At 52.6% G+C, this 13,033-nt stretch carries 16 protein-coding genes; 1 reads left to right on the forward strand and 15 read right to left on the reverse strand.

Annotated elements, in window-relative coordinates; genetic code table 11:
* Nucleotides 1–11: 11 nt before the first annotated feature.
* From FE783_RS05545 to FE783_RS05600, 12 genes are all read right to left on the reverse strand, one after another.
* Nucleotides 12–878: a sporulation protein YpjB gene (locus FE783_RS05545; RefSeq protein ID WP_138878356.1), complete on the reverse strand. Its 867-nt coding sequence runs from the start codon at nt 876–878 to the stop codon at nt 12–14.
* 18 nt (nt 879–896) lie between these two features.
* On the reverse strand, nt 897–1,535 hold the full coding sequence (locus FE783_RS05550) for a DUF1405 domain-containing protein (RefSeq protein WP_138878357.1): 639 nt from the start codon (nt 1,533–1,535) through the stop codon (nt 897–899).
* A 173-nt stretch (nt 1,536–1,708) separates the two neighbouring features.
* Nucleotides 1,709–2,590 (reverse strand): menaquinol-cytochrome c reductase cytochrome b/c subunit, encoded by an 882-nt coding sequence (locus FE783_RS05555; RefSeq protein WP_138878358.1) that lies wholly within the window; start codon nt 2,588–2,590, stop codon nt 1,709–1,711.
* Nucleotides 2,591–2,609: 19 nt separating this feature from the next.
* A complete protein-coding gene (gene qcrB, locus FE783_RS05560) occupies nt 2,610–3,281 on the reverse strand; it encodes a menaquinol-cytochrome c reductase cytochrome b subunit (protein WP_138878359.1) in 672 nt (223 codons plus the stop codon).
* A 17-nt stretch (nt 3,282–3,298) separates the two neighbouring features.
* Nucleotides 3,299–3,838 carry a Rieske (2Fe-2S) protein gene (locus FE783_RS05565; protein WP_138878360.1) on the reverse strand — a complete coding sequence of 180 codons (540 nt, stop codon included), beginning with the start codon at nt 3,836–3,838 and terminating at the stop codon, nt 3,299–3,301.
* 245 nt (nt 3,839–4,083) lie between these two features.
* On the reverse strand, nt 4,084–4,530 hold the full coding sequence (locus FE783_RS05570; RefSeq protein ID WP_138878361.1) for a DUF2487 family protein: 447 nt from the start codon (nt 4,528–4,530) through the stop codon (nt 4,084–4,086).
* 217 nt (nt 4,531–4,747) lie between these two features.
* Entirely contained in the window at nt 4,748–4,924 is a 177-nt protein-coding gene (locus tag FE783_RS05575; RefSeq protein WP_420799717.1) for an IDEAL domain-containing protein, read from the reverse strand.
* Between the two features lie 67 nt (nt 4,925–4,991).
* Nucleotides 4,992–5,504, reverse strand: coding sequence for a gamma carbonic anhydrase family protein (locus tag FE783_RS05580; RefSeq protein ID WP_138878363.1), 513 nt, complete (start codon nt 5,502–5,504; stop codon nt 4,992–4,994).
* A gap of 48 nt (nt 5,505–5,552) precedes the next feature.
* Nucleotides 5,553–6,695: a hypothetical protein gene (locus tag FE783_RS05585; RefSeq protein WP_138878364.1), complete on the reverse strand. Its 1,143-nt coding sequence runs from the start codon at nt 6,693–6,695 to the stop codon at nt 5,553–5,555.
* Between the two features lie 94 nt (nt 6,696–6,789).
* Nucleotides 6,790–7,386: a histidine phosphatase family protein gene (locus FE783_RS05590; protein WP_138878365.1), complete on the reverse strand. Its 597-nt coding sequence runs from the start codon at nt 7,384–7,386 to the stop codon at nt 6,790–6,792.
* Nucleotides 7,387–7,444: 58 nt separating this feature from the next.
* Complete coding sequence (locus FE783_RS05595) at nt 7,445–8,047, reverse strand: anti-sigma factor family protein (protein ID WP_138878366.1); 603 nt, start codon at nt 8,045–8,047, stop codon at nt 7,445–7,447.
* Between the two features lie 119 nt (nt 8,048–8,166).
* Nucleotides 8,167–8,748: a sigma-70 family RNA polymerase sigma factor gene (locus tag FE783_RS05600; protein ID WP_138878367.1), complete on the reverse strand. Its 582-nt coding sequence runs from the start codon at nt 8,746–8,748 to the stop codon at nt 8,167–8,169.
* Between the two features lie 86 nt (nt 8,749–8,834).
* Between FE783_RS05600 and FE783_RS05605 the strand changes: the two genes are divergently transcribed.
* Nucleotides 8,835–9,221 (forward strand): hypothetical protein, encoded by a 387-nt coding sequence (locus FE783_RS05605; RefSeq protein ID WP_138878368.1) that lies wholly within the window; start codon nt 8,835–8,837, stop codon nt 9,219–9,221.
* Here FE783_RS05605 and FE783_RS05610 read toward each other — a convergent pair.
* The 3 genes from FE783_RS05610 to FE783_RS05620 all read right to left on the reverse strand — a co-directional run bounded on the left by FE783_RS05610 (nt 9,216) and on the right by FE783_RS05620 (nt 12,955).
* On the reverse strand, nt 9,216–10,307 hold the full coding sequence (locus tag FE783_RS05610) for a prephenate dehydrogenase (RefSeq protein WP_138878369.1): 1,092 nt from the start codon (nt 10,305–10,307) through the stop codon (nt 9,216–9,218). The two genes, FE783_RS05605 and FE783_RS05610, sit on opposite strands and share 6 nt — an antisense overlap.
* Before the next feature lie 24 nt (nt 10,308–10,331).
* Complete coding sequence (hisC, locus tag FE783_RS05615) at nt 10,332–11,432, reverse strand: histidinol-phosphate transaminase (protein ID WP_138878370.1); 1,101 nt, start codon at nt 11,430–11,432, stop codon at nt 10,332–10,334.
* Between the two features lie 140 nt (nt 11,433–11,572).
* Nucleotides 11,573–12,955 carry an extracellular solute-binding protein gene (locus FE783_RS05620; protein ID WP_138878371.1) on the reverse strand — a complete coding sequence of 461 codons (1,383 nt, stop codon included), beginning with the start codon at nt 12,953–12,955 and terminating at the stop codon, nt 11,573–11,575.
* Nucleotides 12,956–13,033: the final 78 nt, after the last annotated feature.

The following is a 13,033-nucleotide window of genomic DNA, read 5'->3' on the forward strand; positions in this document are numbered from 1 at the left end:
GCTTCGAACGATCATCGCCCTCCGTGCCGGTTCCCGCCCCCGAACGAATTGCGCTCAAACTCAAAAATACGCCAAGCCGCATAAGCAAGCACCACAATGATGATCGAGCCGAACAAAAGAATCGACGATGCAGGCACTTGACGCTCTACAATAGGCACATAGGCCGATCTGTCGCGCCGCCCGAACAATTCGTCCAATTCCTGCCGCAGATGCTCCAATGCGCCGCCGGTCTGCTTCAGATCGATTTCCGGCTGCGACAGCTGACTGCGGAAAAACGTCAACAGCGAATCCATCTTCTCTACTTGGGAAGCCGGTCGGCTGATCAATAGCGAAGGACGAATCGTAGCATAACGGAGCTGAAGCTGCTCGAGACCCGCAGCCGCTTCCTTCTTGTCCCGCTTCAGAACGCCTTGCTCCAGCCGGTAGGCGGATTCCTTCATTCCTTTATAATATTGCAGCCACATCGGCTGATTCGCATGGGTCAGCGCATCGGTGGCCAGACGGATTTTGGCCGCGGCAGCTTGTCCTTCCTCTTGGGAGAAGTGAACCGATTGAAATACCCGCTTGGCCAGGACGATCGACTCGGACAAAGCGCCTACGCCCTCCACCGAAGTAATGCCTTCAAAGCGGATTCCGGTCATTTGGCTGCCGATCTCCTCCAGCTTGTCCCGCGCTTTGTCGATAGCTCCGTCCATGACGTACCGGTACATTTCGTCAGCGGCGGCATTTAACTGTCCAACCTGCTTCAACTGCTCCGGCGTAGCTTGCGTACGGTCGGCTCCGGCAGGCCTCTCTTGCCCGCAGCCGACAGCAAAGCCCAAGACGAGGAACAGAACGAAGCATGCCACTCCTACGCGTCTTATCCCGAAAACAAACATCGGACATCCCCCCTCGCTTCATCTTATGGGGGGATGTCCGATTTTAGACCAGCGGATCACTGCGGCAACAATAGCGGTACTGATCGCCGTCATCATCCAGGTGAACAGTTCAATTGCGCCGAGGTCGTCGAGCAATATGTCCCTTAGCCAAGGGTAGATGAAGGCGTGATAATCAAGCCAATCGTTCAAGAAGAGAAGCAGTAGCGCGAAAAGAAGATGCGCTGCACGAACGCGGAAATAGCCTATAAACAGAAGCGCCTCGACGGCCATGGAGAGGTGAGACCCGATAAGCATCCATTCCTCCCAAACAAGCGATTGGCCCTGATAGGCGACGGAAGCATTCATCGCCACGGCCCAAACGCCGTACTTGACCGAGGATACCGCGCCCAAAGCGGCGATAAAACCCGCTGCATAGGTAGGTACAGCTTTAGGCGCAAACAATATCAAGCCTAACGATACCGTGAACCATAAGCTCGCGGTCGGACTATCCGGCACGAATAAGACCAGCCAGGCCGGCATACGGTTAACGGTGTACACGATTTGTTCCCAATACCAGACATAGCCGTATATCGTACCGAGCACGTTAACCGTGAACAAGGCTAACAGAAACGCCCGGTTTTGCAAAAAAACGCGGTTCAACCAGTACCAGAGCGGCACCCCAGTTCCTCCTTTTAGAAACTTAAACGGAATTACCGCCCTGACTGATGAACGGGGCTTTGTGGACCGGACGGGCAAGTTCCGGTCGTCAAAGAGCAGGGTACGTTATTCCGTTAAAGTTCCTTAAATGAAAGACCTGACCGTCGTATACGGTCAGGCCCTTTCTCATTGCGCTATTGCTTCTTTTGTTTGCCGAGCCATTCCGCCAGCGCGTCGATATCCGCGGCGGTCAAGCCTTTCTTGATATTGTCGTCGTATTGCTTCGACATTCCGCCCTTGCCCTCTTTGATGATCTTCATAATCTCATCCTTGGAGTGCTTGTCGCCGATACCGCGAAGTGCCGGCATGCCGCTGACGCCTTTCATATCTTTGGCGTGGCAGTTAATGCAAGTAGCTTTTTGGTAAATCTCGTAGCCTTTGTCGTCCTGGGCGACGATTTGAGCTCCTGCCGCCGGCTTCGGAGCCGCACCGCCTCCGCCGCCTGCTTTCTTCGCTTCTTCCATCTCGTGTTCGCGCTTGATATGCTCCGGAATGATGTTTTTGTCCGTCAGTTCCTTTTGATAGTGCATCCAAGATACGACCGTCAGATGAATACAGGCGATCAGCGTAACGAACATGAAGGCGGACGCGATGGGACGTTTGTAAAACCGTCTTTCTTTGCCCGTATCGAGAAATGGAGCAAGCATCAATCCGCCGAACATAATGCCCGGAATGATAATCGATCCGATAAAAATCTTCAATGTATCGCCCGAAACGTAAGGGTATTTCAAGAATTGATACAAGAACAAAAAGTACCAGTCCGGCATCGGAATGAAAGTCGTGTTGGTCGGATCCGCCGGATAGCCGAGCGGTGCGGCCTCTTGCATGACGAGCACCAGAACGCCTACAAGCGCGACGCAACCTACCATCCATTCCTTCAGCAGGAAGTTCGGTATGAACACTTCCGATTTACCGGGAAAAGCCGAATAATCGGGGGGAATCATCGGACCGCTTTTACGTACGCGGGAATCTCCGACGTAGACCACTTTTTCGTTTGATTTATGACCGTGTGCCACGCATTTGTCCTCCCTTCGATTATAGCGGTCCGGAAATGCCCTGCTTGCGGATCATGAAGAAGTGACCGGCGAGCAGCGCAAGGAGAACTCCCGGCAAGAAGAACACATGCAGCGCGAAGAAACGGGTAAGCGTTTGGGCGCCGACGATCTCGCCGCCTTGCAGCAGCAAGGCAATATATTCTCCAACAACGGGAACGGATGCTGCGATTCCGATACCGACCTTCGTTGCGAAGTAAGCTTTGTTATCCCAAGGCAACAAGTAACCCGTAAATCCGAGACCCAGCATTACGAAGAAAATCAGCATCCCTACTACCCAGTTCATTTCGCGCGGCGCTTTATAAGAACCTGTGAAGAACACCCGGAGGGTATGTAGGAACATCATGACGATTACAAGACTCGCGCCCCAGTGATGCATGCCGCGGACGATTACGCCGAAAGCGACTTTATTTTGCAAGTAATCGACACTCGTATAAGCATTGATAATATCGGGGACGTAATACATCGTCAGAAACATACCCGATAAAATTTGGATGACCACGAGGAAGAAGGTCAATCCGCCGAAACAGTACACGAACGCGGAAAAATGGTGCGCCGGGTTGACGTGCTCCGGAACTTCGTGATCCGCAACGTCTCTCCATAAAGGGGTTATATCAAGACGCTCGTCAATCCAGTTGTACATGCTTTTGAACATTTGATCGTAACGCCTCCTTATTTCGTGACGTGCTGATTCGGCTGCACTTTACCGAGATATACAAAACCGTTCTCGATCTTGATTAAGTACTCGTCGAGCGGAGCCGGGGCAACCGCCAGGTTTTTCCCTTCCTTGGTGTAATGCGCTTCGTGGCAAGGACAGAAAAATTGATTCTGATACCTTGCATCCGCATTCCAGTTTACCGTACAGCCCAAATGTTTGCACACCGGCGACAGGGCGTAAATCGCGCCTTTGTCGTCCTTCATGATCCACGCTTCCAGCTCGGTATCGCTCTCATACCAGCCGTCCACTTGGTGAACCTGGAACTTGAACGATTTCGGCTCGTTCGTAATCTTGCTCTCTTCCACAACCTTTACGAACGATCCTTCACCGGACGGTTGCAAGATCGGATCGACGGCAAAACGGATCATAGGGATCGTTACGCCGGCGGCCATGAAAGCAGTTGTTCCGCCAAGGGTATACGATAAAAATTGACGGCGGGACATTTCGCGCCGCGTTGGTTTCTCGGAAGAGTGCTTGTTTTGAGCGTCATGCATTCGTCTTCTACCCCCTTTTATGCCATTTATCGCACGTCGTATTACGACAATTTTTTGCACCGCACACTAGGACATTATAATAATAGCTTAGGACATGTAGGGCGTCAAGAATGTTGACTTGTGAAATCCGAGACGATTCGAAATGTACAAGGCAACATTTAACGAAATTGTCACAAGTTCATCTCGAACTTATCCTTCACATTTTTACCGCCAATCATACGCCCGAATTGATGTCGGTCGGCTAGTCAAACATTCGGCGCGGCTTCAGGCTGCCACATCGCCCGAATATCCCGGGCAACCCGTTCCTTGAACTGCTCCCCGCTCATCACATCTCCTTCCGCTGATTCCGGACACAGCAGCAGATCCGCGTCCGGAAAAGAGAGGGACGCAACGGACGGATGGCCGGAAATGACGATCACATAACGGAAGCCGGCTCCTTTGATTTTTTGGCAAACCGAATTGATTGCGGCCGCGGCGGCCGGTCCCTCGACATAATGAAAAGCCGGGTAGGTGACGATTCTCCCTTTGTACGGACCCTCCACGCAATCCATGACATCGCGCAAATATTCCAGCTCCTGAGTAGCCTCCCATGGCTGCTCGAAACCGGACAAGCCGGTGACGGGAAGCAGGCATGTATCCAAATACGGTCTAAGCCCTTCCCAATCGGAACGTTCGATCTCGCTGAATTTCAAGCTTGTCCACTCCTTCCTGGTCCCCCAAAAATAACCCCCAAAAGTGAAGCTGGTCTTCGAAGCCGATTTCGAGTACTTTTGGGGGAGCCCCCGGAAACTTGAGGCGAACGAAAGCCGCCTTCTATAATTTAACATACAATCTCCCCAAAACCCAAAAAAAAAGACGGCTGAACTGGGTTCACCGTCTCCCTTTGTCGGTTGCAAGGCTTTCGAGCCTTTAAGAATGTAGCTCTTTCCATTGCTCGGTCAGCACGATAAACGATTTCTCGTCCCCTCTCGCCAATGCGCTGTCGATTTCCCGGTAGAGCGTCTGTTCCTTTTGTTTGCGAATCGCTTCATCCAGCACCATTTCCGCGAATAGTCCCAACATAGCCGCATAACCGGATACGTCCATTTTTTCCAAAGCGCACCCCTCCCAGTAGGGAAAGCCGGATTGCCCGAAAGCGATCCATCGGCGATCTTTACGTTAATTCGCCTCTGAACTCCTTTCCTTTCAGCAAGTAGCTTTCCATCGTTCTTTTCATTCGCTGCAAATCTTGCTCCGTCAGTTCCCGCACTACTTTGGCGGGAGAACCGAGCGATAACGTGTACCCGGGTATTTTCTTGTTTTCCGTGACGAGTGAACCCGCCCCTATTAAAGCATATTCACCGACTTCCGCCCCGTTTAGGACGATAGCCCCCATACCGATTAATGTGCCGTTGCCTATCGTACAGCCGTGAATGATAGCCCCGTGCCCGACCGAAACTTCATCGCCTACGAGCAAGGGCTGGTTCGTGTTGACATGGCCGATGCTCCCGTCTTGAATGTTCGTCCTCCGGCCGATCCGGATCGGTGCGAGGTCCCCCCTCAGTACGGTGTTGTACCAGACGGATCCTTCTTCCCCGATCGTTACATCTCCTATGATCTGTACTCCCGCAGCCAAAAAGACGGTTGGATGAACTTGGGGAAATGCTTCCTTGTACTTGTGCAGCATAATCGCTCTCTCCGTTTCTCGCATCAGTTTGAAATGGAGAAAATTGTATCAAGGGAATACCGGGTTGTCAAATTCGTCCGGAACCGTCATTGGAATCGCTTCCTCATCCGCCAAGTATGTACCGGAAACGATGCTCACCCCCAGTTTCGTAAAAGCGACCGTTTTGCCCGCCTCTTCGTCTTCGCCGATCCGGATCAATCCCAAGTGCATCATCATCTGCAGGATGCGCTGATCGAATATCGAATCCGAAGAGTCGTAGTAGAACGGCCGGATAAGCGGACAAAGCGCAGAACCGAGCGATCCGGCGGAAACCCAATCCGTTGCAAGCTTGCCGATCCAATAAACGAGCGAATGCAGGTTCGGAATCGGACCTTTGTACAGCTTGAGCCAAAACCGGTACACCTGCGACAAATCCTCGCGCTTTCCGCCGAGCACGTTATTCGTTCCTTTGTCGGTCAGCACCAGCAGCCCGGGCTGCTCGGCAATAAGATCGTGATAGTAGCAGTAGTCGTAAATAAGCGACAGGCGGTTAGGCAAATCCCGGTATTTGCGCCCGTATCCGAAACGCCATCCCCCTTTCGGCACCGGTTCTTCTTTGACGGCCAGACGATCGAGCAGCTGCAGCAGGTGTCGCTTGTAAATCGATCCGTCCGACGTCAGCACTACCTCATGGTGATATATATAATGAAGAACGTTCGCTATGTCATCGACGATCAATTTTTGTTCGTCTCTGTAAACGGCGGGGGTATCGGCATACATCAGATTTTGTCCGAGCGTGCGTCCCATCGTTTCCATAAACCTTTTCTTCAAATCATGCGGAAATTGAAACAAATATTTCGTCGTATGCGAATATCCGTTGAACAGCCATCCCCGGTGCTTGAAGCTGGAAATCATATCCCGCGGATTGCGTTCTTCGCCGGCCGGCCCGAAATTCGACTGCCGGGCACGGGCGATTAGCTCCTCCAAGCTGAATAGATCGCGGGAATCGAACACGATTGAATTCAGAAACCGGATATGCTCGGTCGATAAAGCGCCGACTTCCCGTTCGAACACGTCTTTCCGGTTCACCTTCGACAAAATCGACTGAATCAATTCGTTTTTCGAATGTCCGTTGCATTTGCAGTCGTAAGTGCTGGCTATGCTGCTCAATTGTTGAATATCGGCGTAGCAAAGCATGTCGGCCAAATTCATAGCGATCCTCCTTTGCTTTACTAACCATTATCACTGTTTTTACGAAAAATAAACCTCCGGTGCCGTTTTTTCGGTACACCGGAGGTTCGTCGATTCATCCTATTTGATTAGCCCGTTCCGATTGCAAATGTGCGGTGCAATTGAACAAAGCGCACTCCCAGCTTGCGGCCCGTTTGTCGACAATCGTCAACGATGTATTCTGGATGGAGCCCTCCGGCATGTCGGCGAGCATCCCTTGCAGCATGACCGCTATAAAGGCGCCATGAGTGACAACGAGTACCCTTTTGCCTTCATATTCGGCGGACAGCTCCGAAATACAAGCGATCCCTCTTTCGAATAGACGTTCGTCGCTTTCGACGCCGTGATCCATCGACTTCCATTGTTCTCCCCATTCGGCGATCCGCTCTTCAAGCGTCGTTCCGTCCAGTCTGCCGTGAGTACGTTCCCGCAGCCGGCGTTCCGCACGGACCGGGCCGAAGTTCGACATGGCTGCGATAATGTCCGCCGTTTCTTTGGCCCGGATCAAGTCGCTGCTCACTACGGCATCCCACCGCTCCTCTATCAATCGGCGTCCGAGCTTCTGCGCCTGCCATCTTCCCGCTTCATTCAATGGAATGTCGTTCTGCCCTTGAAGTCTCCCCGATATGTTCCAATCCGTCGTGCCGTGTCTGATGAACCCTAATGTCGTCAATGAAATCAGTCTCCCATCCGGAAAAAAAGACCTCCGCTAAGAGGTCGTTGCCGAATCATTAAATTTTGGTGCGCGATAGCCAGTTCATAATGAGAATCGTTCCGGTCAAACCGAGCAGCGACATGACAACCATATAGTCGGGAACGCTTCGGAAAGGCCCCATCTTCACCATATACGGATCTTTCAGGCTGGCGGTCGCGACCGGAAGCGCCTTCGCCTTGCCGGATACGGTCTGCACGTCCGTCGTAACGCTGGCGACCGGCTTCAGTCCGTACCGGGGTGATTTGTCCTCCGCGCCTACGCCCATAATGGACAACACAAAGCCGAACACGAACAAGGTCATGCAAAGCGCGACAACCGCGGTAAAATTTCTCCTCATCTTATAGGAAAAGGCATACAGCCTCTGCGGTACCGGAATTCGCCACGACTCGTCGGCGTATATGCGGTTCATGACTTGGCTGGATACGGGCACATATTCGATCCGGTGATCCACGCTGCCGACGGTATTGCGGATCAATTCGGTACTCTCTTCCCAAATCTCGAATTCTTCCCGGCATGAAGCGCAATGCCGGATATGCTCGTCGACGGCTTGGCGCCGATCGTCATGTTCAGGCAAATCCCAATAGGCCCCCAACCATTCTTGAACATCCTGGCATTTCATCGCGGATTCATCCCTTCTTAGGAACTGTCACGTAATTATTTACCTTGCGGCCGACGCCCGCTCCAATTCATGACAAGCGGGGCGCATCTCTTGCAGATCCGTTATTACGTGACAGTTCCCTACTCTTTAAAGATCGGTTCCATATAGGGCTCCAACTGCATTTTGATGCTGGCTCTCGCCCGGAACAGAAGCGACTTGACCGAGCTGACCGTTTGGCCCAAAATCGTGGCGATTTCCTGATAATCCATCTGGTCGTATTCACGCAATATAAGCGCGGAACGCTGCTTCTCGGGCAAATTGTTGATCGCGTCGCGCACCATGCTCACTCTCTCGTTGCGCAGCATCTTTTGTTCCGGCGTATACTCGGTGGAAGCGAGTGTCATGGCGAACGACCACGTGTCGTTTTGCTCAAGCGACACGTTGACGCTTTTATTTTTGCGCAGCTCGCTGAGCACCGTATTGCGGGCAATCGTATATAACCAAGTCGAGAAAGATGCCTCGACCTCGCGGAAAGAATGCAGACTGCGGTACGCTTTGTAGAAAGTTTCGGAGCACAAATCTTCGGCCATCGTCTCCATGCGGGCGCTTTTCAGCATGTGATAGATGTACGATAAAATTTTGCGCTCGTAACGCCGCATCAATTCCTCATAATATTGTACGTTTCCGTCCTTGATTTCCCGGATTAACTGGGAATCGGTCATTACAAGCGCCCCTCCTCGCCTTCCCGAGTGACGCTCCCTGCCGCTAGTTCTACTAAATAGTACTATGGCGGGAGCAAAAAGTTGCGATGACGTATGAAAAAATATGTATCGTTGTCGGATCGTTCGCTTTAGGCTATAACAATTCTGCAAATACTAGGAAAAATCCTTCTTTTTTCGACAAGCTTATGTTAACTTTCAATGACAATATGCTTGCAAACCCGAACAAATGCAAAAAAAAAAGACCACCGAAACCGGTGGTTGCACAAAGTGCTATATTTTCGGATAGGAGTGGAGAGAAACCATACTGTACTTTTATTATATGTATCCGTTTACATTTTGTCAACAACTTTTTTGAAAACGGTTTCTCTGCGATATTCGGTTTTCACGCAAACGATACTCTCCTTATAGACGAAAAAAGCGGCGAAACGGTTGCATCGTTTCGTCGCTTTTATAAAAATATTTTCTCCTTATAACTGTACTGCGTAGTCGCTGCGCTTCAGCAGTTCAATCGCCGCGTCCATGTCGGTTTCGTTGCGGAACGACAGCCGGAGCACTCCGGGTACGTCCGCCCTGCTTTCGATAATATGAATGTTGCTCAAGTTGATACGATGATTGCCGAGAAGCGTAGCGATCTGTCCGATAATGCCCGGATGATCTTGAACGTCTACATAGACGTCGAACAGTGCGGTAATAACCCCTTTGCGTCTTTCGGGAAGCTGGCTCCGGAACGATCCGGCGCGCTCGAACTCCGACGCGATGGCTTCCCCGTCACCGGCTTCCAGCATGCAGGCGAACTTGGCGATCTCCTCGTTCCAATCCCGGAGCAGCCGGAGAAGCACGTGACGGTTGTTCAGCAAAATGTCCCGCCACATATCGGGATGACTTGAAGCGATCCTCGTAATGTCCCGAAACCCGCCGGCCGCCAAGCTGCGATACAGCCCGTCCCGTTCGTTGTAACGGGCGACCTGGTTCACGAGGGCCACCGCGATCACATGAGGCAGGTGGCTGATCGCACCGACGATTTCGTCATGATGCTTCGGATCGACCCGTACGATTTGCGCCTTCGTATATTGAAGCAGCTGCACGAGACGGTCGTATACGTCTTGGGGAGTTTCCTCGTCAGGCGTCAGCACATAGAAGGCGTTCTCGTACAGATGCGAGGCGGCCGCCTCCACACCCGACCTTTCGGAGCCGGCCATCGGATGCCCTCCGATATAATGAACCCCCGGGACGACCCGGCTCCGGGCATATTTCGCAACCGATGCCTTGGTGCTGCCGACATCCGAAATGATGCACCCGGGCTTCAGCCGAGTCTGCTGCAGCTTGTCGATGTAAGACTCCAGGGTGCCAACCGGCACGCAAAGGAAAATGAAATCGGCGTCAGCCGCAGCTTCTTCCAAGGAAGTACAGGCGTCGTCGATAACGCCGCGCTTCAAACTTTTTTCCAGCTCGGCCGGACTGATGTCGAAACCCGCAACCCGGATACCCGGCTTGCCCTTAAAGCATAGCGCCAGCGATCCGCCCATCAATCCGACGCCGATAATGGCGACTTTGCTCATTCGATTCACTCTTTATTCTTAGAATTAAGCTTGGACCGCGATCTCGTCCAGCACTTGCGTAAGCGCCGCGATAAACTTGGCGTTTTGTTCCGAGCTGCCGACCGTCACGCGGATTTTGGTCGGGAAATCGAGCGCATGTCCGCCGCGCACGATCAGTCCTTTGCGCATTAACGATTCGAATACTTCCTTCGCCGGACGCTTCACGTCGACCATAATGAAGTTGCCGTAAGCGGGATAGTACGACAAGCCGAGACGATTGAACTCACCCGTCAAATACTCGATCCCTTTCGCATTTTGCTCGCGGCAGTAGGCGATGAACTGCTGGTCCTTGACGGCCGCCTTAGCCGCCGCTTGGGCGAACCGGTTCGTATTGAACGGCTCGCGCACCTGATTGATCGAATGGATCACTTCCGGGTGACCGACGCCATAGCCGATCCGCAGCGACGCCAAACCGTATATTTTGGAGAAGGTCCGCAGCGTTATAACGTTTTTGTACTCGGCGATCACTTCGATGCCGTCCGGAAGATCCGCGGAATCGGTGTATTCGATGTAGGCTTCGTCCAGCACGACCAATACATGCGGCGGCACTTGCTTGAGGAAATCGTTTAACTCCGAACGGGTGACGACCGTTCCGGTCGGGTTGTTCGGGTTGCATACCCAGACGATCTTCGTCCGTTCGTTGATTTTTGCGAGCATCGCCGGCAAATCGTGCTTGCCGTCCTTGAGCGGAACTTCGATGGATACGGCTCCTTCGATCTCGCAGTTATGTTTGTATTGGGGAAACGTATGGGTTGCCATGACCGTTTCGTCGCCTTGTACCAAATAAGCGCGGGCGATCATCAGTATGACATCGTCGGACCCTGCGCCGAATATGATTTGATTCGGACGAACGCCCAGATGCTCGGCGAGCGCCGCCGTCAATTCGACAGCTCCGCCGTCCGGATACATGCTGATCGTAGCGGCTTCCGCGGCTATCGCTTCTCTCGCTTTCGGAGAGCATCCGAACGGATTTTCGTTGGAAGCCAATTTGATTACTTCGCTGAGCCCAAGCTCGCGCTTTACTTCTTCGATCGGTTTACCCGGCTGGTATACCGGCAGATGGATAATATTTTGTTTCGGCTGCACGGATTTCACCTCTATGAAAGGATGGGGCTTGCAATTTGCGTAATAAATAGTATTGTATCGCATTTGCTTGCGGCTTTCCAGAAAAAAAGAAACGACCACTTATCGCAAGCGGGTCGTAACGTTTGAATATGCGTCGAAGGTCATGCCCTTCTTTCTCTGCTCCACGATTCGATTTGCGCACAGAGCGTGCTCTCCGTATCCAGCCCGGCCCAATACAGCTTCAAATCGCGGTTGAGCCGGCTCAGTTCCCCCGCATTGATCCCGAGATCGGTAAAGAAACGGAAACCGGGTATCGTCTCCCGGAACAAGGAAAAACGCGACGGCCTGTACATCTTTTCTTCCCCGACCCACTCGGCGGCGGAACGCAAAGCCGGCAGGCTATACGTATGCTTGCGGATGAAAAGCTGCGCCTCGGCCGACGTCAAAAATTCGAGCAGCTTGAGCGCCGGCTCCTTTCTCTTCGACCGTCTGTTGACTGCAAGCCCGATCGACAGCAGCAGAGACCTGGGCGTACCGAAATGAGGGACGGGAGCGACATCGAAAGGCACGGGATTGTTATGCAAGTAATTCAAATAGAAGAAGCTCGTCACGATCATCGACGCTTTGCCCTTCGCCAGCATCCGCTCGGACTCTCCGGTCGCCACCCCGTCGGACAGATGGGAAAGCTCGCGTTTGATTTCCCGGCAAGTGCGCAGCGCTTCCATCATTCGGGTACCGGCCAGCCGGATAGCGCCATCGTCACCGCGCTCGAACTTCGCATCGGATTGAAGGGCTAGCAGCGGCCAGCGGTTCGCGGAATAAAAATCGAAATGAAACCCTAACCTTTCGTTAGGTACGGCAAGCAGCTCCGCCGCTCGGATCAAATCATGCCACGTCCAGCTGCTGTCCGGCTCCGACAACCCTTTCTCGGCAAAATGAGCCCGGTTGTAAGCGAGCAGCAAAGGCGAGAAAATAAAAGGCTGGACAAGCAGCTGCCCGTCCGAAGTAAATGCATCGGACAGAAACGGATAAATATCCGGATTGCGCGGCAGCGTTTCAAGCAGCTCTCTTCCGCCGCTTTCCAGGCAATCGTGGAAGTCGGTGTAGTTCATCATCACGGCATCTAGTATGCCGCCGGCAAAATAGTTGCCTATATAATGAAAGCTCGAGCTTGTCAGCGGGACGGCCTGTACTTTGATATGAGGGTTCGCCCCCTGAAACATGGCGATCAGCTGCAGGATGCTCGCCTCGCTGGCGACGGACGAGTGGAATCCGAACTTGACGGTCGAGACGGCATCGACCCGGGGGCCGACAACTTTATTGCCGACTCGCGGTATTTTGTTGATTAGTCCTTCTCCGACCAAAATGTCGAGTCCTTTGCGAACGGACTGGTTGCTCAACTCGAACTGATCGGCCAACGCTTTCTCGGACGGCAGAAATTCTCCGGATGGCCGTTTACCGGTAACGATCTCTTGGCGCAGACGGCTGACCATGTCGCTCAACCGCTCGCGCGGGCTTTTCCGGCTTGCCTGATGTTCTTCCATGTGCTACCCTCATTTGTCTTCAATACGAATACAATCATTATAGCAACTGTTCATCGTGACCTGTCAACCGTTGGAAAG

The organism is Paenibacillus mesophilus, from assembly GCF_005938385.1.
GTDB lineage: Bacteria > Bacillota > Bacilli > Paenibacillales > NBRC-103111 > Paenibacillus_AB > Paenibacillus_AB mesophilus.